The 26,963-nt window shown below is 40.5% G+C and carries 20 protein-coding genes; 6 read left to right on the top strand and 14 right to left on the bottom strand.

All coding sequences use genetic code 11. The annotated features are described in order from the left end of the window. Positions 1-184: 184 nt before the first annotated feature. Positions 185-2,749, top strand: a complete 2,565-nt coding sequence (locus CXF72_RS18405) for a penicillin-binding protein 1A (RefSeq protein WP_198552671.1) — start codon at positions 185-187, stop codon at positions 2,747-2,749. 369 nt (positions 2,750-3,118) lie between these two features. Here the strand turns inward: CXF72_RS18405 and yrfG are convergent, their stop codons facing one another. Further along, the gene (yrfG, locus tag CXF72_RS18400; RefSeq protein ID WP_101041241.1) at positions 3,119-3,775 is read right to left on the bottom strand and encodes a GMP/IMP nucleotidase; all 657 of its coding nucleotides are present in this window, start codon (positions 3,773-3,775) and stop codon (positions 3,119-3,121) included. A gap of 78 nt (positions 3,776-3,853) precedes the next feature. Here yrfG and nudE point away from each other — a divergent pair, with 78 nt between their 5' ends. Then, a complete protein-coding gene (nudE, locus tag CXF72_RS18395; protein ID WP_101041240.1) occupies positions 3,854-4,411 on the top strand; it encodes an ADP compounds hydrolase NudE in 558 nt (185 codons plus the stop codon). 97 nt (positions 4,412-4,508) lie between these two features. Here the strand turns inward: nudE and sthA are convergent, their stop codons facing one another. Continuing rightward, on the bottom strand, positions 4,509-5,939 hold the full coding sequence (sthA, locus tag CXF72_RS18390) for a Si-specific NAD(P)(+) transhydrogenase (RefSeq protein ID WP_101041239.1): 1,431 nt from the start codon (positions 5,937-5,939) through the stop codon (positions 4,509-4,511). A 222-nt stretch (positions 5,940-6,161) separates the two neighbouring features. Between sthA and CXF72_RS18385 the strand changes: the two genes are divergently transcribed. The 3 genes from CXF72_RS18385 to CXF72_RS18375 all read left to right on the top strand — a co-directional run bounded on the left by CXF72_RS18385 (position 6,162) and on the right by CXF72_RS18375 (position 8,586). Further along, complete coding sequence (locus CXF72_RS18385) at positions 6,162-6,521, top strand: YijD family membrane protein (RefSeq protein WP_101041238.1); 360 nt, start codon at positions 6,162-6,164, stop codon at positions 6,519-6,521. A gap of 481 nt (positions 6,522-7,002) precedes the next feature. After that, a complete protein-coding gene (locus CXF72_RS18380) occupies positions 7,003-7,461 on the top strand; it encodes a methylglyoxal synthase (protein WP_101041237.1) in 459 nt (152 codons plus the stop codon). A gap of 24 nt (positions 7,462-7,485) precedes the next feature. Then, complete coding sequence (locus CXF72_RS18375) at positions 7,486-8,586, top strand: YcbX family protein (RefSeq protein WP_101041236.1); 1,101 nt, start codon at positions 7,486-7,488, stop codon at positions 8,584-8,586. Positions 8,587-8,644: 58 nt separating this feature from the next. On the opposite strand, the gene CXF72_RS18370 is transcribed toward CXF72_RS18375, so the two are convergent. The 3 genes from CXF72_RS18370 to metA form a co-directional block, all read right to left on the bottom strand. Beyond that, positions 8,645-11,887: a DEAD/DEAH box helicase gene (locus CXF72_RS18370; RefSeq protein ID WP_101041235.1), complete on the bottom strand. Its 3,243-nt coding sequence runs from the start codon at positions 11,885-11,887 to the stop codon at positions 8,645-8,647. 487 nt (positions 11,888-12,374) lie between these two features. Then, a complete protein-coding gene (gene metH / locus CXF72_RS18365; RefSeq protein ID WP_101041234.1) occupies positions 12,375-16,058 on the bottom strand; it encodes a methionine synthase in 3,684 nt (1,227 codons plus the stop codon). Positions 16,059-17,243: 1,185 nt separating this feature from the next. Beyond that, positions 17,244-18,161: a homoserine O-acetyltransferase MetA gene (gene metA, locus CXF72_RS18360; protein ID WP_101041233.1), complete on the bottom strand. Its 918-nt coding sequence runs from the start codon at positions 18,159-18,161 to the stop codon at positions 17,244-17,246. Between the two features lie 135 nt (positions 18,162-18,296). Between metA and CXF72_RS18355 the strand changes: the two genes are divergently transcribed. Then, positions 18,297-18,779 (top strand): GNAT family N-acetyltransferase, encoded by a 483-nt coding sequence (locus tag CXF72_RS18355; RefSeq protein WP_101041232.1) that lies wholly within the window; start codon positions 18,297-18,299, stop codon positions 18,777-18,779. Between the two features lie 353 nt (positions 18,780-19,132). Here the strand turns inward: CXF72_RS18355 and CXF72_RS18350 are convergent, their stop codons facing one another. The 9 genes from CXF72_RS18350 to gspI all read right to left on the bottom strand — a co-directional run. After that, positions 19,133-20,416, bottom strand: a complete 1,284-nt coding sequence (locus tag CXF72_RS18350; RefSeq protein ID WP_101041288.1) for an MATE family efflux transporter — start codon at positions 20,414-20,416, stop codon at positions 19,133-19,135. Between the two features lie 195 nt (positions 20,417-20,611). Beyond that, positions 20,612-21,250, bottom strand: a complete 639-nt coding sequence (locus CXF72_RS18345; RefSeq protein WP_101041231.1) for an SCO family protein — start codon at positions 21,248-21,250, stop codon at positions 20,612-20,614. A gap of 91 nt (positions 21,251-21,341) precedes the next feature. Further along, on the bottom strand, positions 21,342-21,971 hold the full coding sequence (gene lexA / locus CXF72_RS18340) for a transcriptional repressor LexA (RefSeq protein ID WP_101041230.1): 630 nt from the start codon (positions 21,969-21,971) through the stop codon (positions 21,342-21,344). A gap of 129 nt (positions 21,972-22,100) precedes the next feature. Beyond that, on the bottom strand, positions 22,101-22,853 hold the full coding sequence (locus tag CXF72_RS18335; RefSeq protein ID WP_101041229.1) for a type II secretion system protein N: 753 nt from the start codon (positions 22,851-22,853) through the stop codon (positions 22,101-22,103). Between the two features lie 108 nt (positions 22,854-22,961). Further along, on the bottom strand, positions 22,962-23,444 hold the full coding sequence (locus CXF72_RS18330) for a type II secretion system protein M (RefSeq protein WP_101041228.1): 483 nt from the start codon (positions 23,442-23,444) through the stop codon (positions 22,962-22,964). A 257-nt stretch (positions 23,445-23,701) separates the two neighbouring features. Beyond that, positions 23,702-24,913 (bottom strand): type II secretion system protein GspL, encoded by a 1,212-nt coding sequence (gene gspL / locus CXF72_RS18325; RefSeq protein WP_101041227.1) that lies wholly within the window; start codon positions 24,911-24,913, stop codon positions 23,702-23,704. A gap of 45 nt (positions 24,914-24,958) precedes the next feature. After that, a complete protein-coding gene (gene gspK / locus CXF72_RS18320) occupies positions 24,959-25,945 on the bottom strand; it encodes a type II secretion system minor pseudopilin GspK (RefSeq protein WP_232785024.1) in 987 nt (328 codons plus the stop codon). Then, positions 25,942-26,577, bottom strand: coding sequence for a type II secretion system minor pseudopilin GspJ (gene gspJ, locus CXF72_RS18315; protein WP_101041226.1), 636 nt, complete (start codon positions 26,575-26,577; stop codon positions 25,942-25,944). Before gspJ ends, gspK begins: the two co-directional genes overlap by 4 nt. After that, positions 26,564-26,963 (bottom strand): type II secretion system minor pseudopilin GspI (gene gspI / locus CXF72_RS18310; protein WP_332870238.1); only part of this gene is annotated, 400 nt, incomplete at its 5' end. The genes gspJ and gspI, both read right to left, overlap by 14 nt.

Here is a 26,963-nt window from a genome sequence, read left to right as displayed (position 1 = left end):
TTAATCTGTTGATACTGATACTAGTTCTTTAGACTGATATTAATTCTAAAATCAGTAAGTGCCAAGGAGTGAAGTCACAATTCCCTCTTTATCTGTACAAATATCACTATATAATGAACTCTATTGTGACCGAGTAACAACTTAAATCAATTAATAGCAACAAATTTTAAGGTAAGTATAAATGATGCAATGGATTAAACGCTTGGTATTATTTTCAATTTTTATGGGCTTAGCGGGTATTGCCGCCATAGTCGCAATTTATTATCTCGTAAAATCTGATTTACCCGATGTTGCCACTATTACCGAGATTCAATTACAAGTGCCAATGAAAGTTTACAGTATTGATGGTGAACTGCTTTCTCAATTTGGAGAAAAACGCCGTATTCCTCTGACTAAAGAAGATATTCCAGAGATGCTGACTAATGCTTTTATAGCCATAGAAGACAGCCGATTTCACCAACATTTCGGGATCGATCCAATTGGTATTATGCGTGCGGTAAGCGTATGGGTTTCAACGGGTTCTGCAACGCAAGGTGCCAGTACTATTACCCAGCAGGTAGCACGTAACTTCTTTTTAACCCGTGACAGAACATTTATCCGTAAAATCAAAGAGGTTTTTATTGCCGTTCAGCTCGAGCAAATATTAACTAAAGATGAAATTATGATGCTCTATTTGAATAAAATTGCTTTGGGGCAACGAGCATATGGTATTGGCGCAGCCGCTCAGGTTTATTATGGCAAAAATGTCTCGGAATTAACCTTAGCAGAAATGGCCGTTCTGGCAGGCTTGCCAAAAGCACCCTCGAATTTAAATCCTATCACTTCGCCTAAAAATGCGAAGATGCGACGTAATGTTGTTTTATTTCGTATGTTATCGGAAAACTACATTACTCAAGATCAATACGAAACCGCAAAGACAAGCCCGATTACGGCCACCTACCATGGCGCGGAGATAACACTGTCAGCCCATTATGTAGCAGAAATAGCACGTAATAAATTAATTGAACTATATGGATCCGAACGCAGTTACAACGAAGGTTTTAATGTTTATACCACGATCAATAAAATTGACCAGCAAGCCGCTAACAAAGCAACACTTAATAACCTGCATGATTATGATAAACGTCACGGTTACCGCGGTGCGAGCAAAGTGTTATGGCAAGCGCCGGCAGAAAGTTGGAGCACCGAGGCGATCCTTTCAACTTTAAGCCAAACACCTGACTCTGGCGACCTGCATCCGGCCGTGGTGGTCAAGGTGACAAAACAGGCCATTAAAGTGATCACTAAAAGTGGCCAGGGCGTCTTACAACAGATAGATTGGGATGGTTTAAAATGGGCCAGACCCTTTATCACAAATTCAAGACAAGGAGATGAGCCTAAAAAAGCCTCTGAGATTGTCGCTGTAGGTCAACAAATCTGGGTGCGTGAAGTTGCACAAAAATTAGAATTATCTCAATACCCCGATGCTAGCGCGGCATTTGTTTCTCTCAATCCACAGGATGGTGCTATTACTTCTATGGTCGGTGGTTTTAGTTTTGAACAGAGTAAATTTAATCGCGCGACGCAAGCGCAGCGCCAAGTGGGTTCAAATATCAAGCCGTTTATTTACTCTGCGGCACTGGATAATGGTTATACGCTGGCCACTTTGGTTAATGATGCCCCTATTAATGAATGGGCGGGAAGTACAGCCTGGAGACCAAAAAATTCGCCAGAGGTTTATGCCGGCCCGATTCGCTTGCGTCAAGCGATGGGACAATCTAAAAACGTCGTCTCCGTTCGTCTGGTACAAGATCTCGGATTAACAAAAGTGACTAACCAGCTGGAAAAATATGGTTTTGAGAGAAAGAATCTTCCCCAAAACAATACCATAGCGTTAGGCTCTGCCTCTATTTCGCCATTAAGTCTCGCGACAGGTTATGCCATTATCGCCAACGGAGGCTTTAGAATAGAGCCCTATCTTATCGAGCGTATTGAGAATGCTTATGGCAGCGTCATTTACCAGGCGAATCCTAAAATTGTTTGCTCTGATTGTGCTGAGCTTTATACGCAACAGGAAAATAACCAGCCATTTATAGCAACACAAACAGCGCTCGACAAAGGGGCTAATATTTGTCCTATTTCCCCCGTAAGTGCAGAGCAAATCGCACCGGCAGTAATTAGCGCAGAAACCTCTTTTTTAACCCGAGAATTATTAAAAACGGCAATCTGGGGAGGAGGAAGCTGGCAACATAATAGCGGGTGGAATGGCACAGGATGGCGTGCTGGACGGGCTTTGAAGCGCCATGACATGGGTGGTAAAACAGGCACCACAAACGGATCGAAAGATGCGTGGTTTTCCGGTTTTGCAGGTCATACGGTGGCTACATCATGGGTTGGATTTGATGACTTCAATCTTGATTTAGGCCGAACCAGCTACAACAATAATCTTGATAAAGATCAATCCTACGGATCTGAATTTGGTGCAAAAACTGCCCAACCTGCCTGGATAGAATTTATGCAGGAAACAGCGTCATCAAATCCCGTGGTAACAGTAGACACTCCGAGCAATATTTCTACCGTGCGGATCGACCGAAACTCGGGGCTGCTAACTTACCAGACAGATCACAATACCTTGTTTGAATATTTCAGAGCCGATTCTGTCCCTTCCGAATATGTTAATCGAAAGACTGTTTTCAAAGATAAAACATTAACAGAGGACAATCAGGAGATACTCTACAACGCCCCGACTTCTGTCGATGAACTGTTCTAGCTCCGCTACTTGACTTGAAGACGCAGAAATCAGCATCTTCAAGTCATTTTAGTATAATACCAAAAGAACTAAAAAGGTGATCACCCTTGCTGGTTAAAATCATCCCTAACTGCGTTGTGAATTTTATTCAGAACGTCCTGTTCTTCACCACTTCGTGGTCAGCTAAAGCAGTTCAAATCGTTCCATACTATTTTGTGAAGGAGAACAATGATCGAATGCAATTCACGCCTTATTAGCGCTAATTTTTCCTTCGCAATCATTGCTCACTTCATTAATTCTTTTGCTATAACTGTACCGGCTTTTTTAGATGGAATGACAAAAAGCACAATTTAACCATAATAAGAGTATTATCTGCCGTCCCGCTATTCGTTATTTATGTATTAACAATTCAGAAAACAGGTTAATGCCCTGAAAATGCTGCATCTCTTGCGCAGGTTTTTCGCTATCCGGCGTTTTGATACCGCGTAAATAAGCAACCCCAACTTGCTGTGCAACCTGCAGTATTTTTTCACTGTCATCAATGAATAAAGACTGTTTAAAATCGATACTATATTGCTCTGCAGCCATTTGCCAAAAAGTCCGGCTTTCCTTGGCTATTCGATAATCATGGCTAGAAACAATTGCTTCGAAGTAATGTGTGATTTCACACTGCTGCATCTTTAACGCTATGCCACTGCGATGGGCATTGGTTAACATAATAACCCGTTTATTTAAACTCTTCAGGTATTCCAAAAACCACAGAGTATCACTGCGCAATTGGATTTTATGCTTTGTTTGGTACTGTAATTGATGGATATCTAAGCCTAAGGTAGCACTCCAATAATCATAACAGTACCAATCTAAACTCCCTGCAACCTTTGTATACTGAGCAGACATATGATGTTGTGCTTGTGCTAATGAAATATGCGCTTTCTGCGCATATTGACGGGGTACATATTCCATCCAGAAATGGTTGTCATAATGCAAATCAAGCAATGTTCCATCCATGTCCAGTAAGACTGTGTCGACCTCTAGTGCAGAATGCATAAAATACCTCAATAGGTTGTAATTAATCAGCAGTTACTTGTAAGATAACATCTTATTCATTGGCTAAAGAGAGTTTATATGAGTCAATCATCACCAACATTACCTCAAATCCTCAAGCGCAGTCTAGTTGCGAGTAGTAGATTTTTTAAAATTGAAGCGCTGCAACTGAAATTTAGTAATGGGCAGCAGCGAGAATTTGAACGTATGCAGGGTTACCACAAAGGCGCTGTACTGATTGTTCCATTTTACGATCCTGAAACTCTTTTACTGATAAGAGAATATGCTGCGGGCACGCATTCCTATGAAATAGGTTTCCCAAAGGGACTTATCGATTCCGGCGAAACAGCTAAACAAGCAGCGAATAGAGAATTAAAGGAAGAAATAGGTTTTGGCGCTAAAAAGTTACAAAAACTTAAAACCGTCACCATGGCACCCAGTTATTTCAGCAGTGAGATGACCCTGTTCATGGCATTTGATCTTTACCCCGAAAAACTCGAGGGTGACGAACCAGAGCCGTTAGAAGTGATAAAATGGCCATTAAATAAAGTAGATGAGTTATTAGCCAGGAATGATTTTCAGGAGGCGCGAGGAATAGCAGCGTTATTATTGACCTTAAAGGCGCTTAACGAAGCCTGATGACGGGCATAAAAAACCCATAAATAATGCTTATTTATGGGTTAGAAAACGATTTACAAGCCCTTCTATAACAATAAGTTATTGATAAAAAGAAGCACTAAAACAATCTGTTTAGACCATTCAAAGCTGCCACACGGTAAGCTTCTGCCATGGTTGGATAGTTAAAGGTAGTCTTAACAAAATACTCAATGGTATTACCTTCCCCTTTTTGTTCCATAATAGCCTGTCCGATATGAATAATTTCAGCTGCCCGCTCGCCAAAACAATGAATCCCTAATATCTCTTTTGTTTCGCGGTGAAAGAGTATTTTTAAACTGCCGACCTCTGAGCCTAAAATTTGTGAACGTGCTAAATCTTTAAACAGTGCACGCCCTACCTCATAGGGAACTTTTTGCTGGGTTAACATCTGTTCAGTTTTACCTACGGAGCTGATTTCCGGAATAGTATAAATACCCGTTGGAATATCTTTTATCAGCTTTTTCTTACCCTCTTGGGTTAGAATAAAGTGTGCTGCAATCCGGCCCTGATCGTAAGCAGCACTGGCAAGGCTTGGATAACCAATTATATCCCCCAGGCCATAAATATTATCTACCTCGGTTTGATAGTGTTCATTGACGGTCAGTTGTCCTCGCGCATCGGGTTTGAGATCAACATTCTCTAAGGTTAATTTATCCGTGTTACCGGTGCGTCCATTGGCATATAGCAGACAGTCGGCTTTCATCTTTTTACCTGACTTCAAGTGGATCACAACCCCATTCGCTGTACTTTCAACTCTTTCATATTCTTCATCATGGCGCAGGATCATGCCTGAATTTCTAAAATGATAGGAAAGTGCATCGGACATTTCCGCATCTAAAAATGACAGCAAACTATCCCGAGTATTAATTAAGTCAGTTTTGACGCCTAACCCGTTGAATATCGAAGCGTATTCACAGCCCACAACCCCAGCCCCATAAATCACAATGTGTTGCGGATGATGGTCTAAAGCAAGAATGGTATCACTGTCGTAAATATTGGCCGCAGTAAAATCAATGTCTGCAGGGCGATAAGGCCGCGATCCCGTGGCAATGATAATATCTTTGGCAGTGATAGTTTCTGCTGTGCCGTCAGCTTTAGTAATTAAAACCGTGTGTTTGTCAATAAAGCTTGCACCACCAAAATATAAACTGCAATTATTACGATTATAAAAACCACTGCGCATCGTAACCTGCTTGGCAATCACACTCTGGGTATGAGCCAAAACGTCTCTAAAGGTAAATGTTTTATTCTGAGGATAATTGGTAAGAAATAAGGAGTTTTTCTTTAATTCAATAAGTTGGCTGACACTGTGGCGCAACGCCTTGGAAGGAATGGTTCCCCAATGAGTACAACCCCCGCCAATATCTTTATATTTTTCAACAATAGCAACACGTAAGCCTCCCTTAGCAAGCTTCATTGCAGCCCCCTCTCCACCCGGTCCGCTACCAATTACAATAGCATCATAATGATCGTGTTTAGGTTTAACGCTTGTATCTTTTACTGTGGACATGATGGACCTCGGGTTCGGGTGGGCGACAAACCGATTATGTTAACAAATTACTGTCATTTGTCACACATTCCAACAACAAATCGTGCGCCATACAATAGTTAGAGAAAATAAATATAAAAGTTTTACTTTAACTATGGAAAAATGAACAATAAAAAGAGGATTTAAGTAATTTATCATGCTATTTTTAACATTAATATTTCAAATACTTCGAGGAAAAACGCTATGAGTCAACCGATTATTTCATTAAAGTGGCTTGTTTACACTTACATTATCGGGCTTTCACTAAGTGCCTGTTATTCTATGCTTACCAAACAACCCGTTCCGTTTTCCTTTTTTGCTTTTCTTACGCTGTTCTTTTCTGTGAATCACTTTTATGCTCTTTATATTAAAGAAGCTGATAATGAAATCAGTATTCGCCCGGCTTGGGTAGCCTTCTTTATTGGCATATTCTCTTACTCTGCTTTTATTGGCACACAACACCCTGAATTAGGATCAAACTTATTTTCAGTCACATTGACCCTGATTTTAGCTATCTGGTTGATCTATAAATTAATGTTTGGTGACAAACGCTATTCTGCTTAACGTTTTGTGTAAATAAAAAAGGATATTAACTAAGTTGATACCCTCTTTTATTACACCCTTCCATAAAATATTTAACCTGTTTTTTAATCTGGTTAAGACGAAAGTTAGCGCTACATTCAAAAATCAGCGGGCCGGATAATGACTACCGCTATAGCCCCTCCACAAATTTAATTATCTCTTTATAGCAAAGGAAAAAATTGAAGTCTCATATTGCAATGCATAAAGAAGACTTCAATTTTTTGATTTAAAGGGCTGGTATGTGAATTGCAGGAGACTGGCTAGCGCGCTCTCACTGCGTTACAATAGGTTAAAATTTAATCTATGCATTGTCCTGCATACGAGTAAGTCTTTGACACGCCGACTGTAACGCCAAAGGAGCTTTAATCACCACGTCTTTAAATAGACCCGTCTTCGAATAACTACACCGTGATACCTGACAAACCGAATACTTAAGCATTACGATCATTTTTAAGGAGCTGAAATGCAATATATAACCCGCGAATTACCTCAATATAAACGGATCGCACTGGTTGCACACGACCATATGAAAACAGAACTATTAAACTGGTCACAAAGACGTATCAATGTATTAAAAGACCACCAGCTCTATGCAACGGGTACCACGGGCAGCTTACTCGCGAATAAATTAGGGTTACCCATTGAATGTCTGCTCTCAGGGCCAATGGGGGGTGATCAGCAACTTGGCGCCAAAATAGCAGAAGGCGAAATTGATCTGTTAATATTTTTTTGGGATCCCCTTAATGCGGTACCGCATGATCCCGATGTTAAAGCATTATTACGTATCTCGGCAGTGTGGAACATCCCCGTTGCTACCAATATATCCACCGCTGACTTTATTATCGATTCGTTACATATCGGAAAAAGTTACATCACGCGTATTCCTGATTACCTCGGTTACATGGCTGAACGCACTGAATAGCACCTCCTTAAGAAGGCTTTTAACTTGCAAACACTTACAGATATTTATATTTATCCCATTAAATCAGTCAAAGCAATTAACCAACCTGCAGCAAAAGTTGAAAAAAAAGGCTTAAAGTTTGATCGTCGTTATATGTTGATTGATCAACAAGGGCAATTTATCACCGGCCGAAGTTACCCGCAACTCACCCAAATAGAGGTGCAGTTTTCAAAAAAGATGTTAATAGTCAGCGCGCCTAATATGCCATCATTAACCATTAATCCCGCGGATTTTAGCCAGCACACTAAAAATGCGCAGCTGTGGTCTGATAATGTTAGCGCGGTGCATTGTCACGATGATTACGACCAATGGTTTTCAGCCTTTCTGCAGAAAAAATGCCAGCTGGTCTTTCTCGCAGAAGAGACTCAGCGGCTGGTAAAAAATACTAACGCACCGGTTTCATTTGCCGATGGTTACCCGTTATTATTGATTAATCAGACATCCGTGGAGCAACTTAATGCGCGCTTAACAACGCCGGTAACTGCGTTACATTTTCGCCCTAATATTGTGATCAAGGGTGATTTCCCTTTTGTTGAAGACAGCTGGTCCCGCATTAAGATTGGAGAAGTCGAGTTTGAAGTCAGTAAACCTTGCTCACGTTGTATATTTATTAATGTTAATCCTAAAACCGGGATTGCTGATCAAAGTGAACCTTTACTAACATTATCTAAATTTCGATATTCCCATGGGAATATCGACTTTGGGCAAAATTTAATCCCCCTTAATGAAGGTTTGATTCGAGCAGGTGACGAGGTACAAGTGATCAGTGCCCAGGGTGCCCGATTTTATAGCGCTCAGGACGATCAACAGGAAAGCAATAAAAAGACCTTAGCAATACATTATCAAGGCTCAAATGTGACCGCTCAGGGCGATAATCAACAACTATTATTAGATCAGGCGGAACAAGCAGGTATCGATATTCCTTATTCCTGCCGGGGTGGACAATGTGGCAGCTGCAAAGTTAAATTAGTCGAAGGTGAAGTGCAGATATTAAATAATGAAGGATTAAGTGATTTAGAAATTGAGCAGGGATATATTCTTGCCTGCAGTTGTATCCCCCTCTCGGATATTAGTATCAATCATTAATAATAGCCGATAAGAAAAATAAAAAGAGCCTTGTGAACAAGGCTCTTTTTATAATAAATCAGTAACGTTCAAATAGCTTCAATAATGTATCGCTATTATCGGGTACAAATTTTTCCTCTTGTTCATTGCCATAAACGCTATCGGCGAGCTTTTGCTTACGCGTTTGCAGTGCGAGAACACGCTCTTCAACGGTATGCTCACAAATTAACTTATACACAAAGACAGGCTTATCCTGACCAATTCGATAAGCACGATCCGTCGCTTGATTTTCTACCGCAGGGTTCCACCAAGGATCATAATGGATAACCGTATCTGCAGCGGTCAGGTTAAGGCCAACCCCACCGGCTTTTAAGGAAATAAGGAAAATAGGCACATTTCCATTTTGGAATTTATCAATCACTTCGCTGCGATTACGCGTCTGTCCGGTTAACTTAACAAAATCAATATCCGATGCCAGCAGTGATTGTTCAATCAAGCCTAACATTTGTGCAAACTGAGAAAAGATCAAGATCCGTCGGCCTTCTTCGATCATCTCGGGTAACACGGTCATCAAATAGTCGAGCTTTGCCGAACTTTTAATATTTTGAGCATGCTCCAGTTTCACTAAGCGCGGATCACAACAGGCTTGACGGAGTTTAAGCAGCGCATCCAAAAACTCGATACGGCTTCTTGCCAGGCCTTTTTCTTTAAGTAAATCACGAACCTTTTCTTCCATAGTGACACGAATGCTTTCATATAAAGTACGCTGATCATTAGGCAGTACTATATTCTGAATAATTTCAGTTTTAGCCGGCAGCTCTTTTGCCACATCATCTTTGGTACGGCGTAATAAAAAAGGATGGGTTTTTTGTATTAACCAGGACTGTACTTGTGCATTTCCTTCGCCTTCAATCCCTTTACGATAAAAGCGATTAAAAGTCGCATAGCTGCCCAGAAATCCCGGCATTAAGAAATCAAACAGTGACCATAATTCGCCTAAATGATTTTCCATTGGCGTACCTGTTAAACATAAACGCTGTTTTGCATTTAGACGTTTAATACTTTTGGTCATTTTTGCCAAAGGATTTTTAATAGTTTGTGCTTCATCAAGGATTAAATCTGAAAATTGAAATGCTTCCAGCTGAGTAAAATCCCGGCCGACTAATGGATAAGTGGTGATCACTAAATCATAATCAGGCACATTCTCAAAAGACTTATGCCTGTCCGCACCATGCAATATCAGCACTTTTAAATCGGGGGTAAACTTGGTCGTTTCATTTAACCAGTTGCCCACCAATGACGTCGGGCAAATAACCAACGCCGGGTGAGTTAATTGTTGATGCTGTTTTTTATACAGTATATAGGCCAATGTTTGAATGGTTTTACCCAAACCCATGTCATCGGCCAACACCCCTGAAAACCCATATTCATTTAAGAATACCAGCCAGTTTAATCCCGTATGTTGATAATCTCTTAATGTTGCATCCAGCCCTTCAGGTAATGTAACTTCTTGAATTCCCGTGAAATTACTCAGTTTTTCAGCTAATGCCTTAACGTGTTCTCCTCCTACCCAACTGTTTATTTCCGGTAATTGAGCTAATAAAGCCGCCTGGCTTTGCGGCAGGTGAATATGATCATTATTGACCTCACCCAACTCCTGCAATATTGATAAAATGGGTTGAATAGATTCACGTTTAATGCGCAGCGGCCGCCCGTTGGGTTGGGCTAATAAAATGTCAAAGCGGTGCTGTTGCCAGTCTTCATTATTACGCAGCCATTCCAATAATAGCGGCAATAACTCAATACGTTTACCTTCAATTTCAATAGATACGCCGAGGTCAAACCACTGTCCCTGCTCTTCAACTTCAATATCAATACTGTTTACCTGATCGCTCAGCAAGACAAGATTCGAAGAAATTTCAAAGCGCCAACCCATGACTTCCAGGCGCGCTTTATGAGCCGTTAATAATGATAACCACTGAAATTCCTGAGATCCTCCTAATTCCGGCGGTAAAATACCCAGAAGCTGATCGGTGTCAGGCTGTTTAGGATCGTACATCGACAGATCTAACAGGCACAGCTTCTCAAAATGTTTGAGCGCTAAGCGTTCCTGATTAAGATCCCGATGGATAGTGACAATTTTATTGTCACACATAAATTGAGTACGATCCGGCTCATCAACGATACCCGGATTTAATTCGAGATCACCATAACGAAAATACAAACGAGCGATAAACAACTTTTGGCTCTTGATCTCTTTTTCGTTAAGACTTAATACAACCTGTAACTCATCACTAATTTCACGCGTTTGATAAACCATAGGATTGGGTAAAACAGCCTGAGGAAAACGCAGCGATACCTGTTCGGTAAAATGGACACACTGTTGCTCGCCGAGTGGCGGGGTTTTTAATAGCGATAAAATCCAACCGCTGTCAAACTCACTGTCAATTTCCGCAATTAAACCGCGATCCGTATCAACATAAAAAGGCTTAGGTGTCGGAATTAACAACCAGTTATCTGTATTTTCAAGACTCACCTGTAATTGTTTTAAATCATCCTGATCAACCCATTCAAGTTGTATCGGTTTTTTCTCGCCCGCCTGTAAAGGTAGGTTTAAGTTCTGCCAGAAACAACGTCCTGTTGCTAATATTTTATGCAGTGCAAGCAGGTCATTTTCAGTATGCATGCTGGTTTTTTCAAGCTTAGGTACACGCCCTTCTTTGGCTAATAAAAGCTGTAAAATAGAGACGTCTTCTTCTTGTACCCACTTATAACTCTCCATCCAAGATTCATTTTCTACAACAGAAATAAGATCTTTTGCGGCAAAGACATTGGCATTTTCGCTTTTTAGAAAACGTACTGAGCCGTATTCCACCTGTAAATAGAGCAATGAATGATTATATGCACTTTTATTAAATGAAAGGCGGAAATAGCCCTGAAAAGCACTCGGTGCCGTTATGGATTTCTTTTTAGAAAGTTGACTTTGTAATAATTCAAACCAAGTTTGATAGCTGTTTTCAATATTATAATTTGGCGTGTCCGCCTGATAAGCCAGCAGCAAAGCCACTGCGTGTTTACAGTTCCAGCCGACCGGACAGGTACAAGTGCTGTGGATAATAAATCCGCCTTTATTGGACGGTTTAATTGAAGCACTTGTTTGGTAAGGAGTTTCTGACGATCCTTTAACACTGCCATGGAGTTGCTTTTTATCCTCATCATATTCACAAGATAACACCCGACTTTCTTTAAAGTAGCGCGTTCCACGGTCGATAATATTACGGCCGAAACTAGTGGAAATGTCTTGCGGAGTGATTTTGGGCATCTATTTAACCAACTGAAAAAATGGATCATTAATGATAGAGGTCGCAGGACAATAAATAAAGATTTATTCCCACTAAGCAGAAAAAACAACCTTAAAACAAACAATTTCAGGGGGGGCTAACACAATCCAACCGGCAGTGATAGCTTAGCAAACGCCCGATTGGCATTAATTTTTACTGCGCCGTGTGAAATTATTTAATGATATAGCGCTTAATAAGGACACAGATAAAGAATAAAATCCGATCACTATCCACTGACAGGGCAAAGCAAAAGTGGTTGTTTATTTGCTTTGGACATGACCAATTAAAATATTATAAATCAGGAGCCACTCACTTTTCAGCAGTCAACAAATCCCCGCCTTTGCGCAGCATTTTCTGCAATTTTCTTTAATCAGATATTCAGCGCTACGCCGTAAATGGTTTTATCCGTTCTCCCGGATAAAAAAAGGGAGCATAAGCTCCCAATTTATTCACCGATAATCGACAGTGTTATGAAAGGTTTGGCCCTAACCAGCGCTCTGCCGTTAGTAAATCCCAGCCTTTACGCTGCGCATAATCCGCTAACTGATCCTGCTGAATCTGTGCAACGGCAAAATAACGACTGTCAGGGTGTGAGAAAATCCAGCCTGAAACCGCAGCCCCCGGGAACATCGCATAACTGCTGGTTAGCTGCATACCGATCTGCTCCTCAACATTCATAAGATCCCAAATCACTTGCTTTTCGGTATGCTCAGGACATGCCGCGTAACCCGGTGCCGGACGAATACCCTGGTATTTTTCACGAATCAGATCATCACACTCTAATGTCTCATTCGCTGCAAATCCCCAATACTCTTTACGGGTTTTCTGATGCAAATATTCAGCAAAGGCCTCGGCTAAACGGTCACAAACTGCCTGTACCAGAATCGCATTATAATCATCAAGATCGGCTTTATAACGCTCGGCCACTTGTTTTTCGCCAATACCGCCCGTCACAGCAAATGTGCCAATATAATCGGCAATACCCGATGATTTAGGCGCAATATAATCGGCTAGACAGTGATTGACAAAGGGCGATTTTTTCTCACTTTGCTGGCGCAGATGATGACTCACTTGTAATATTTTACTGCGCGATTGATCCGTGTAAATTTCGATATCATCACCCACACTGTTAGCAGGGAAAATGCCAACCATACCGCTGGCGGATATTTCGCCCTGTGCTTCAACGGTGTCGAGCATGGCCAATGCATCAGCTAATAAACGCTTAGCCTCTTCGCCGACAACCTCATCTTCCAGAATTCGCGGATACTTGCCCGCCAGTCCCCAGGTCAGAAAGAACGGAGTCCAGTCTATATAGTCACGTAATACTTTAATCGACATTTTTTTAACAACCTGTACACCCAGTTGATTTGGTACGGGTGGCTGGTAATGAGTCCAATCAATTTTAGCGGCGTTAGCTCGCGCTCGCTGCAGTGAAACGGGTGCGCTGCGAGGACGTCTATTGGCATATTGTTCACGTACCCGAATATAATCTTGATCCAATTTTTTCACAAACTCCAGTTTATGAACGGGATTTAATAATTTCTGACAAACCCCTACTGCACGCGATGCATTAGAGACATAGACCACGGGCTGTTCGTAATTCTGCTCTATTTTTACCGCGGTATGCGCTTTCGAGGTTGTTGCACCACCGATTAATAACGGCAGTTTTAAACCCTGACGCTGCATCTCCTTAGCAACGTACACCATTTCATCTAAGGAGGGGGTAATCAGGCCGGATAAACCAATCAGATCCGCCTTTTCAGCGATCGCCGTTTTAATGATTTTTTCAGTTGGCACCATCACACCGAGATCGATAATTTCATAGTTATTACACTGTAAAATAACACCGACAATATTTTTACCAATATCGTGCACATCCCCTTTAACCGTCGCCATCACGATTTTACCGTTGGTCGCCCCCACCGCTTTAGTTTCTTCAATATAAGGGTTGAGGTAAGCGACAGCCTGTTTCATCACACGTGCTGACTTAACCACTTGTGGTAAAAACATTTTTCCGTCACCAAAGAGATCGCCAACGATATTCATACCATCCATTAACGGCCCTTCAATCACGTCAATCGGCATTTCAGCATTGGCGCGCGCCTCTTCGGTATCTTCGACAATAAACTCGGTAATACCTTTCACTAAAGAATGGGCAATACGTTCATTAACCGGCAGATTACGCCATTCCAAGGATTTACCGTCATCCACTTTTTCACTGCCGGAATCTCGGTATTTTTCCGCAAGCTCCAGTAAATGATCCGTTGCATCCGGGCTGGTATTTAAAATAATAGCTTCAACGGCTTCTTTTAACTCTTTTGGAATATCATCATAAATGGCCAATTGCGCCGCATTAACAATACCCATGTCCATGCCGTTTCGAATACAATGATAGAGAAACACGGCATGAATGGCTTCTCGGACGGGGTTATTGCCTCGAAAAGAGAAAGAAACGTTAGAGACGCCACCTGAAATCATTACATGGGGTAGATTGGTTTTAATGTCTTTAACCGCTTCAATAAAATCAACGGCATAATTGTTATGATCGGAAATACCCGTGGCCACAGCAAAAATATTGGGGTCAAAAATAATATCTTCCGGCGGGAAACCAACCTGATTGACCAGAATATCGTAGGAACGTTTACAAATATCAAATTTACGGGCACGTGTATCGGCTTGCCCGTCTTCATCAAAAGCCATTACGATCACAGCAAAACCATAACGGCGAATTAACTTAGCCTGAGCAATAAAATTATCAACGCCCTCTTTCATGCTGATCGAGTTAACAATCCCTTTGCCTTGTACACACTTCATGCCCTCTTCTAAAATTTCCCATTTCGAAGAGTCGATCATAATAGGCACCCGGGAAATGTCCGGCTCAGAGGCACATAAATTAAGAAAACGTTTCATCGCATACAATGAATCAAGCATCGCTTCATCCATATTAATATCGATAATATTGGCACCTGCAGTCACTTGATGAAGCGCCACCTCCAGTGCCTGATCATAAAGCTCGTCCATGACTAAACGCTTAAAGCGGGCAGAGCCTGTTACATTGGTACGCTCGCCAACATTTTGAAAGAGAGAGTCTTTGCGGATGGTTAATGCTTCTAATCCGCTTAACCGGCAGGCAATTTCCAGCTCAGGCAGGGCGCGCGGTTTTACGCCGGCAACAGCATCAGCCATGGCCTTAATATGAGCGGGCGTCGTGCCACAACAGCCTCCGACTAAATTTAAGAAACCACTTTCTGCCCACTCTTTAATATGTGTCGCCATTTCATCGGCTTCTAAATCGTATTCACCAAAGGCATTGGGTAAACCCGCATTCGGGTGTGCTGACACATAAGTTTCTGAAATCTTCGACATCTCCTGCACATATTGGCGCAGCTCTGCCGGTCCAAGCGCACAGTTCAGGCCAAATGAGATAGGCTCAATATGGCGTAATGAATTGTAAAAGGCTTCGGTTGTTTGCCCGGTAAGCGTTCGCCCGGAGGCATCGGTTATTGTGCCGGAGATCATGACGGGTAATTTATAACCGAGCTCATCAAAAACACCACTCACCGCGAAAACGGCCGCTTTGGCATTAAGCGTATCAAAAATAGTCTCAATTAAAATAAGATCAGATCCACCTTCAATTAACGCCCGAGTTGATTCAGTGTACGCCTCAACTAATTCATCAAAAGTTACATTACGAAAGGCAGGATCATTCACATCGGGAGAGATTGAACAGGTACGGTTTGTCGGGCCTAAAACACCGGCAACAAAACGCGGGCGATCCGGTGTTTCTGCGGTTTTTTGATCGGCCATCTGACGGGCGATACGCGCAGCTTCACGATTTATTTCTGCTGATAACGACTGCATTTGATAATCAGCCATGGCAATAGTGGTTGCATTGAAGGTATTAGTTTCAAGAATATCCGCTCCTGCATCTAAATTCTCACGATGAATATCTGCAATCACTTGAGGTTGAGATAAAACCAACAGATCATTATTACCTTTTACATCACAGGACCAATCAGCAAAACGTTCACCACGGTAATCCTCTTCTTCAAATTTATAAGACTGGATCATGGTGCCCATGGCTCCATCAATAAGCAGAATATGCTTTTCTAGCTGCGCCTTAATAAGTGCGCTTCGATCGTTAACTACCATAGGGCTTCCTGATATTTGGTACTGTGAATAATAGGTGAGAATATTAGCATGAAAGTAGTTAAAACTGACGCATCAAAGCAGCTCTTTTATTGAAATATTCTATTGTAAATAATGAAATAAATTTGTACTGCAGGAAATAAAAAATTCTGCACGCTTAAAACTAAAAAGCGCTTTAACCTTGCTTATTATTTGAACCTAAGATGTTAAGCCTAACGATATTGTTAGTTTTATCTCTGGCGAACATTCATTTAAAGCGGCATAAGCGCATAGAAAATGAGAGGATTTACTATGCGGGTACTCTTACATAAATTTCCCGGCATTTTTGAGAAGTTTACTCAATAAAGGCGCTCTTTAAGATCAGAAAATTTCGAGGAGCACTTAGACAGACGAACTTTAAACAACCCTTATCATAAATTTAGAATACAAAAAAAGCGAACTAACTAGTGTATGCAGACTTATGTCGGTTACCACTAGCAGCTCGCTTTTTACTTATTTTTTACTTATCAAAAAGATTATAATGCCATCATATTAAATAAAACAGATTCTTAAATTGTCACTTTTTCCTACACCACCGGATAAACAGAGGAAAATAAAATGTTTATTTGTAGACAGATGTTAAGAAAAAGTCGAAACATAACCAAAAATCTGTACTTAACCTATGATCGGCTATCACGTTACAAAAAACAGCAATAGTAACGCCAGACTGGCAATGAGTAGCTCAAAAGCTCACTCCTAAATGCTATTACTGCTTTCAAAAAACGGATATAAAGTAATAATATTTAGCTCCTCCATGTTCGTTAGCTAACCATAACCAGTTTCTTATCTTCAATTTAAAAATAAAGAGACCTTCCCCCCTACCCTGCGGGCTAACGCGCTACAACTGCTAACGCTTAATTAGGTTATGGCCTCACTAAAAACTGATACTATAAATAATATATAACCCTCCATGTTAGCTTAAGGAGTTCAACGAAAATCTATATTAAAAATTCGCAGAGCCCACTTATAAAATCTCGACTAACGACTACTTTATTTGCTTTCTACTGTGTTATTTATTATGTTATTTGCTTCTACTTTCCCGTCAGCTAAAGAACAATTTCTGTCGCTAACATTTAAAGTGTAGAAGTTATTATCTGTAGTGCCATTAAACCGACCAAAAGTTTATCAGGACAATTTTTTATTGGCTGGTTATATCAAATCAGCCAAGTCGTAGGGTGTCACTTGATAAACACAGTAGTTTAACCAGTTGCTGTATAACAAGTTTCCATGGCTTCGCCAAATTGCTCGCGGTGTTTTATTCAGATCATTATCGGGATAATAATTCACTGGCTGTTTGGGCGTCAAACCCTCTTGCGAATCGCGTAAATACTCATTATTTAATGTTTCTGCATCATATTCCGGATGTCCGGTAACATAAACCTGACGACAATCCGGGCTGGCGGCCAAATAAATCCCCGCATCGGGTGCATCTGCAAAAATAATTAAATCACTGTTTTCCGATACCACCTCTGAATTAAATTCAGCAAAACGTGATAATGGAGCCCAAAATTCATCATCGAATCCGCGTACTAGAGGATGATGATGGTGATGGGTACGGTGTAAATAGATACCGGAAAGTTTATCTCCCCGTGTCTCTTTCTTTAAGCCATATAAATAGGTTAGCGCAGCCTGCGCAGCCCAACACAGGAAGAGTGTTGAAGTTACATTATGGCGTGACCATTCAACAATTTCTATAAACTTTTCCCAATAATAAACATCTTCAAAGGGAAGCTGTCCTAATGGTGCTCCGGTAATCACAAAACCATCCCATTTTTGATTTTTGACTCTGTCGAAATCACTGTAAAATTTGTCTAAGTGCTCTTTCGGGGTATTGCGTGATGCACGGGCATCTACGCGTATTAATTCAACATCCACTTGTAATGGCGTGTTAGATAATAAACGCATTATTTGTGTTTCTGTTTCAATTTTTTTCGGCATCAAATTAAGGATCAAAACACGCAAAGGACGAATGTTCTGAAGGCTCGCGCGCGTTTCAGACATAGTGAAAATATTTTCTGACCTTAAAATATCAGCAGCAGGCAGATCATCAGAAATACGAATTGGCATAATTTAAAAACCCCACATTAGAATATATTTTTATTTAGACATCCGGAAGTCTAACACTAATTTCATTAAGACTGCTAAAGAATCCCTGTAAATGATATTATCGTGCCAGAAAATATTTTTATTCAAGGGGTTATAATGTTTAATATTGTACAGGCTGATTTATCACTGTCTGAACACGCTCAGGCTTACCTGCATTTGATGTCACACTATGCATCAGATCCAATGGGAGGAGGTCAAGATCTTTCAACTTTTGCAAAACAAAACCTGATTCCCACCTTATTAAAGCGTAACGATATTTTTATTGTATTAATATTTTCGAACAATAAACCCGCTGCACTGTTAACGGCAATAGAGGGGTTTTCAACATTCGCGTGTAAACCACTCTTTAATATCCATGATGTTGTTGTCTATCAAGATTTTAGAGGGCAGGGTCTAACATCATTATTATTTAACAAAATAGAGGAAATCGCTAAGCTTCGCGATTGCTGTAAAATCACCCTTGAGGTTTTAGAAGGTAATACTATTGCAAAAAATGCCTATAGCAAATTAGGTTACTCTGATTATGTACTAGATCCAGAATGTGGCAGTGCGCTGTTTTGGACTAAATCTTTATTCTAGATTGCACGTTCTTGCGCTGCTCACTGTGATTGAATAGAACCCCAATAGGCATAAGCTAATTATGCTAAAAAATATTAGGGTCTGTTGACCTTTGAAGTACAAATTTCGTTCAATCTAAACGTGTTCTGAGCAAGGCATGAGGAGTGAAGCATAGTTATTCTATGTAAACGAAGCATAACGCAGCGCAGGACGCTTTTAGATGAACCCGAAGAGCAGCATTTGTGGATACGATCGTATACATTACCGCCCACGTATGTAGAATAACTACACAGCACAGGCTCTTCCTTGTCTAAAGCACCTGCAAAATACATACGAAAGATCAACAGACCCTCAGTATTTTCCAAAAAAATCACTTAATTAATTAGTTTTCCTTTTTTACTAAGTTGCCTATAAATCCATGCAAGGCTCAATCCGCGAGCAAGCATAAAAGCATTCATTGCTATCCACAGGGCGTGATTTCCCTGTTCTGACAATAAGAAGTAAACGGGAAAATAGACCAGTAAAAGAGAAAAAATAAGGCTATTACGCATCTCCTTCGCACGTGTCATACCGATAAATATCCCATCAAAAATAAAACCTAATACTGATGTTATCGGAATAATGATTAACCAGGGTAAATAACTTAGCGCTTCTCTTTGCACACTTTCAATCGATGTTATCTGCGCAATAATCCACTGCCCGTAAAGGTAAAATAACAGGAGCTGCAATAAACTAAAAATAACTGCCCAAAACAAAGTGACATAAACACTTTCTTTTAATTTTATTAAACAACGTGTACCGATGCTTTTCCCGACGAGTGCTTCAGCCGCGTAGGCAAGGCCATCCATAGAAAAAGAGATAAGCAATAAAAAATGCATTAAGACTAAATTTGCAGAAACAATAGCATCGCCCAATTTAACCCCCTGCATAGTCATAAAGGCAAAGGTTACTTGTATACATAAAGTGCGAATAAAAATATCACGGTTCAATAAAATAAATTTTTTAAGAGAATTTAAATCGCTAAGTTGTTTACTTAATTTAAGTAAATCCCCCTGTTTATAAAAAGGTTTAAGGTGATTCTTAACCAGTAACAGGCCGCATAATAAAGAAATATAATCAGCGAATAGAGATGCCCAGGCCACTCCTGCAACACCCCAATCCAAAAAAACCACAAATAATACGTCTAAACCAATATTGATAGCATTGCTAATAATCAGTAAAAACATCGGAACTTTGGCATTTTGCATACCCAGTAACCAACCCAAGAGCGCCATATTAATCAAAGCCGCCGGTGCGCTCCAAATGCGAATATTAAAATATAACTGGGCATAAAAAAGAACTTGTTCACTACCCTCAATAAATTTTAATGCGATTATTATCAAGGGTTTTTGCAAGAGTAAAATGGCAATAGCTAACAACAAAGCGACTAAAATAGCTTGTAACAATAAGCGAATAATTTGCTGATGGTCACCGGCTCCATAAGCCTGTGCGACTAATCCTGTGGTCGACATCCTTAAAAAACCCAGCATCCAGAAAATAAGCGTTACAATCATCGAGCCTACGGCGACCCCGGCTAAATAGTATGACTCAGGCATATGCCCAATCACGGCGGTATCAACAAGGCCAAGTAATGGTACGCTAATATTTGAAATCATCATCGGAAATGCAATTGCAAAGATTTTCTGGTGGGTAGTTAAATTTAAAAGGGGGGATTTTATCATGGTAAAAAATACTCAATTGCAAACAGTGTGAGTGCTTTGCATAACTCATGCACAGATAAGCCGCATCACTCAGATTAAAATTATATTATGAAAATCAACTACATACCCAAACTACTTACTGAGTGGATTTTTTTAATGCCAATTTTTATACATTTGATGGATATTTTCTACCATTAAGTCCATCTCAACATTGAAAACGCCCTCTGTATTTATAGTCGCTTGAAAAGAGGCATGGTGCTCACCTTCGGGGTTAATTAATACAATTGAAGCACTGTGATCCACTAAATAATAAGGATCAGCCACTCCTTGATCCACAATGCTGTAGATCAACCCTAAATTTTGAACAAAAGGCCATAACTCTTTATGCGTACTGGTTACACCAATAAATTCAGAATTGAAATAATGTACATATTCAGCCAATTGCTCCGCTTTATCGCGGTTTGGATCAACGGAGACAAATACAATTTGTATGTCGTTATAGGGTTGTGCTGTTAATTTTGGGTAAACACTATCAAGATGCGCTAAGGTCGTCGGACAGATATCAGGACAAAAAGTGTAACCTATAAAAAAAAGTGTCCATTTTCCTTGTAAATCTTGATTAGTAAAATGTTCACCTCCTGTCACATCGAAGGAAAAGTCGGTTAAACTTTTTCCCTCATTAAATAAAATTAAAGATTCATTTTTAGTTAAGTCATTTTGAAACTGTGCCCGTCCTAATAACAAAAAAGATAACAGAAACAATGGCACTATAAATAGTAATATTTTTTTCATTTTAATAACCAATTATATTAAAAATCATTTTATCTAAGAAGGATAAGGCTTACGCACTACTATAGCCGGATGGTGAATAAAACGCCTGCCATTACATCCAATCGGCTGTTCGAATGACACCAACGGCTATCCCTTCGATATCAAAAGATTGATATGCAAGGTCTATTTTAATCGGACCAAAGTGGTTGTTTTCTGCTTTTAATATCACCTGGCGACCTTCCCGGTAAAAACGTTTTACCGTTACATCATCTTCAACACGGGCGACCACAACTTGCCCATTTTTGATATCTTGGGTTTTATGTACAGCCAACAGATCACCATCCATAATACCGATGTCTTTCATGCTTTCCCCCTGCACACGCAGTAAAAAATCGGCACTAGGGTGAAATAAAGCAGGATCAACATCATAATAGGTTTCAATATGCTGCTGAGCTAAAATCGGTTCACCTGCAGCAACTTGACCAATAAGCGGTAATCCATCTTCGCTCGCTTTTTCATTATGTTGATGTTCACCCAGAAGACGAATTCCACGAGATGTCCCGGCTAAAATTTCAATCGCCCCTTTACGTGCTAAAGCCTTAAGATGCTCTTCTGCCGCATTAGCGCTTCGAAAACCAAGGATCTTAGCTAATTCAGCTCGTGTAGGAGGCATTCCCGTCTTTAATATTTGATCTTTAATCACATCCAATACTTCATTTTGGCGCTTGGTTAGCTCTTTCATTATTTAATCTCCACGCTAAATTTAACTGTAAATATGAACAGTGTATATTCATACATAAAGTTAATCTAGCTACAAACAATATTTTTCAGTCAATCCATGACAAATAATATTTTCATTCTTTAATCGTCTTCACAAACGGCCATTAAAGCGCACTATAGTAGCACCAGAAGAGTTTTTTGATCCCAAAAAGGAGAGAGCCTGATTTATGTCAGGATTAAGTTTATGACTGCCTTTAACTGTCCCATCCAGCTGGTACGCGCCACCTTTCTGCAATAAGATGTTAATATTACTGCTTAGCTGCTCTGATTTCTGCTGCAAAATAGCAACCGCATCACCCTTGTCACAACTCAAATTAATGTTGACTGTGGTCATATCTATTTTACCAAGGTCAGCGCTGATCCGTGCATTTTTCCAAACAAAAACACCATCCAATGTATCGCAATATGGATCACCCTGTGAGGCCTCTTTTATTAGCAGAGTAATATCGCCCGATGCTTCAACAGAGATCGGTAAATCTGCATAGGAGAGTAATTCCTGAGCACTTAAATCAAGCAACACATTCTCAACCACTAGCCCGGAAACACCTAATTTAACAAAACCTTTACCTGACATGGCATTCTGACCATTGTTAAATTTAACATTCAGTTTAATCTGCAAAGCAGCCAATGCTAACCAATCTACATGCCACGAGACGCGCTGCAGGTTGATTTTTTTGTTATAGGATAATAGGGCGGCTTTACCTTGCCATGCGGAACCGGAAACACCTGCAATCTCGAGTCCCATGTTTTGAGGGATAAAACGCAATAATGCAGTTGCAGGTAAGGTTATTAGCAACGCTAGCAGATACAAAGAGACAAATAATATAATAAACTTAATTTTCATAAAGACGAAATCTCTTTGACAGAGTTAAAGGCATTATTGATACCAGAAGAATTAATAAACTTAATTTTCATAAAGACGAAATCTCTTTGGCAGAGTTAAAGGCATTATTTAATACCCAAGGGAGAGACGAGAGACTTTAATATAACCTTCTGCATCTGCACGAGATATATCCGCATTGAGAACCGACACTGAGTATTGAGTGTTTAATACCGAGAGCCAGTTAATGAAACGGTCAAATTCAACATTACTTATCTGCACTTCAACTTGTTCATTACGGTTAATAATACGCGAGAAAATAATGTCATTTTGCCGCGCACTGATGGTAACTATCTGGGTGATATTTTGATTTTTATTAACAACAGGTCCTTGTTCTACACCCGCGCTAACTAACAGAGTTGCGCGTTGCTTGGTGGACAATAAGGTCTGCTGGGCTCGCTGTAATTGACTTTCACTATTATCAAGCTCGATCGATAACGGCTGCCATATGCCCCAGTAAATAATGGCTATCAATATCATAAATACAGAAACTAATGATAGTTGCTGCTCTCTTTCAGTAATACTTTCCCACCAGCTATTAAACCGCTCGACCATTATTTTTTCCTTATCGTGAGCATGCCACGAAAGTCACCAAAGTCACCAAAACTTTCCCAACAAAAGTTAAACCGCTCGACCATTATTTTTTCCTTATCGTGAGCATGCCACGAAAGTCACCAAAGTCACCAAAGTCACCAAAACTTTCCCAACAAAAGTTAAACCGCTCGACCATTATTTTTTCCTTATCGTGAGCATGCCACGAAAGTCACCAAAGTCACCAAAACTTTCCCAACAAAATTTAAACCGTTCGAGCATTATTTTATCCTTATCGTGAGCACGCCACTAACGCCCGATTTACTGTTATTTAACGCGCCTTGCTGTGCTGTTAAATGCTCAGGTAGTTCAGCTGTAAATGTTTCAAAGGCCTGAAAACTCGGTGCGGTCAGCGCCAGCTGCAGCTCCTGTTTTTTACTGTCAAACTTCAAGCTGGAAATTTCAAATTTATTAAGAGACATAACGGCAGGTGAAAGGTCATTAAGAATAGTTAAAAAATCAAACTCCGCACTGCTCCCTTGAAGTTCTTTTAGCATTGTATCGAGTTTATGATTGATACGCGCATATCTTAATTGACGTTCCCGAGGAAATGCCTGGCTATAGATAGTTTCGACTTGTTGCTGGATTAACTCAGTTTCAGCCTGAACTTGCAGAGTGTGAGTATAAATATTGAGTACTGATACGACAAACAGCAGAACGCCGACAGCAGCTGGCATTCGCCATTTTTTAATATACGGGTTTACCTCTTGTGCGGGTTTAAATTCATCGCTCAGCAAATTAACTCTGTTGTGTTTAGTCCCAAGCGCTAACAACTCCATGGGTAAAATCGCCTCATGACGGGACCACTCGGCAACTGAATTTTCAATAATAGGGCTGTAACTTTCGATCCGTGGCACCGAAGCCTGGTCAGCTGAATTATTTAACCTGCTCTCTAAAATTGTGTTGAGCATAGAGTGAGCACAACTCCAGGCGAGATTCGCAGTTTCTCTTATTAACCACTGCTCTCCAAGTTGCACCGCCTGCCACTTTCCATCTTCAGGTAAGGGTAAAGTTAGCCCTTCAGGAATAAATTGTTTACACTGAATCTGTGCTTTTTCCAACCAATCAAGCCAGTCATGCATTTTTTGTCTATCACAAATAGCCACATGGACAAGATGGGTCTCTTTGGCAATCACATTAAAATGCAGATTTTCCACATCAGAGGCTAACTCCTCTTCAATTAAATACGGTAAAGCCTGCTGCATTTGACGATTAAAAGCACCTTTAATAACTACTTTTTTGATGCAGATATCAACACCCGGCAATAAACAGATGACCCGTCGTTGAAGTGCTTTTTCCGTCAGCAAGTTCAATTGCTCGGCATTATCCACTTCACCCGATGCAATAATTTCATTTTCACTATCGGACCATATCAGCCAATAATTTTTTTGTGAAGCACTGCTTGCTAAGCGAATAATTAAACGTTCATTCACCAAATCTCTCCATTTTTAATTTACGATTTGTAGATCTGATTAAATTCATTTAAGACCGCCTGATTGATAGCGGATGACCTTGGCTGTTTGTGCCTTTATCTGAAATGTCAGATCAATGGCAAGTAGTCGATCTGCAAACTCGGTAATGCCGCTTAATTGAAAAAAATCACTGGTAACACTTAATTGCGTTTTTAGCGGTGCCGAAATTAACAATCCCTGAAAGGCTGGCATAGCCAAGAATTCATCAACATTTGCCCAGCCGCTTATCGGTCTGTCCTGAAGCAAATTTTGCAGAGTATCAATACTGATATTGAGCTCATTTTCAAATAACGCATAGAGTATTTCTGCTTGTTCAATATCGACCGTATTGACGTTTATTTTTTGTTCCCGGCTTGGAACAGCACACAGATAAGGCACTATTTTTTCGTATGTTTTTGGTCCAACGCCCTGAATGCTGCGCAGCTCACTGATATCGGTCATTAAATTATCAGCTGTTAAATGTGGTACCCTTCTGGCCTGATAAAAACTATCTTCAGCCCCGAGAGCTGCATCGTTGCTATCATCCTCGTCAATCCAGTCTCGTGTGGATTCAGCAATCATCTGCGCACCATATTCACTCACACCCAGCGCTTCCAGTAAGTTTTGGAATTGCCGCAAAGGGACAGCAGGAATACCCTCCTGATTCGGCAACTGCAAGGCATTGACATTAAAACAACTGCGTAAATCCCTCATACTTCCCCCGATGTTCCCATTTTCCAGAGGAAAAACCATATCAGGGATTGCCCACAGTTGATCCAAACTAACCACTCTGCTATCTGAAAAATTTTGATCTAAAATCTTTTTCCCCAGCTCAGCAGACGCCTGTCCATACCAATATACTTTTTGTGAAAAAATCAAACCTTCAGTGCGTTTTAAACTCATGGTCAAGCGACCGGTCATCGTTGCGGCAACGGTAACCATGATAGCTAAAATCATTAATACTGTAATTAATGCAACACCACGTTGCTTTTTTTTATGCCGCGAAGTCATCATTCAATAACCTCACCGGACGAAACTAAAAAAACCCGTCTGATATTCGCAAAATATTTGCTGGTAAAATTAATTTCGATACCTTGCGGCAGTGTTTCTGACGGCGACCAACTCTCTTTCCAGCCATTATTCCAAAAACGAAAGCTTAATTTTTCAATATCCTTTAATAATACTTGCACTTCAGGCTGTTGCCCGGCAACAGTATCCGGATAAAGAAAATATAAACGCTGCAGTTGCCCATCTCTCTGTATGTACCTGACCCGTAAAATATTTGAACGCGGTAATAAATTTAACGGATTTGCCCAACCCATACGGTTAAATTCGATCCCCTGATCCTGCGAAGAAAACAACCCTTTGCCAACGGTTAACGCACGTAACTCTTCTGTCTCTCCCCCTTCCTGACGAGACTTTCGAGCCACTATCTGGGTAAAATCCTGCTCGATAATGAGCATCGCGCGTTGCAGCTCTGTTAAGCGTTCGCTGTGTGTTTTACTTATTTCACTACTGCGTAATACTCCCTGCAATACTTGATAAGCCGCCAAACTCATCATCGCAAAAATCATGATAGCAACCAATACTTCCAGCAGCGTAAAGCCTTTTATTGACTTTTTATCTGTGCGATTAAGGTTTGACAATGTAAGTCCTAATATAAGCCAGGGCGTTACCCTCTTTTTTATTACTCACTTCGATATCCAAGGCTTTAAAAGTATCGTCGGCGGTGGCAACACCCTGGTAGCGTGAATACCAGGTACTACCTGCAAAATCGACACTATCTTCCTTCCAGGTATCCGATGGCCACTCATTCTGCAGCTTCAGCTCCGCTAATCCATTGCTGGCAATCCATAATGCAAAGGTTTTTTCCTGCAGATAAGCCTGGCTATTTAATGCACCTGAAGCCGCATTCATAACCGCGAGTCCTGCTGTTGCTAAAATAACCAACGCCAGTAGAACCTCAAGCAAGGTCATACCGCGGTCTTTATACATAACCAAGTATCGTTCTGATTTCATTCTTTGCTCAACT

The organism is Psychromonas sp. MB-3u-54 (genome assembly GCF_002836415.1).
Lineage (GTDB): Bacteria > Pseudomonadota > Gammaproteobacteria > Enterobacterales > Psychromonadaceae > Psychromonas.
This window is presented reverse-complemented; position numbering and strand designations above follow the sequence as displayed.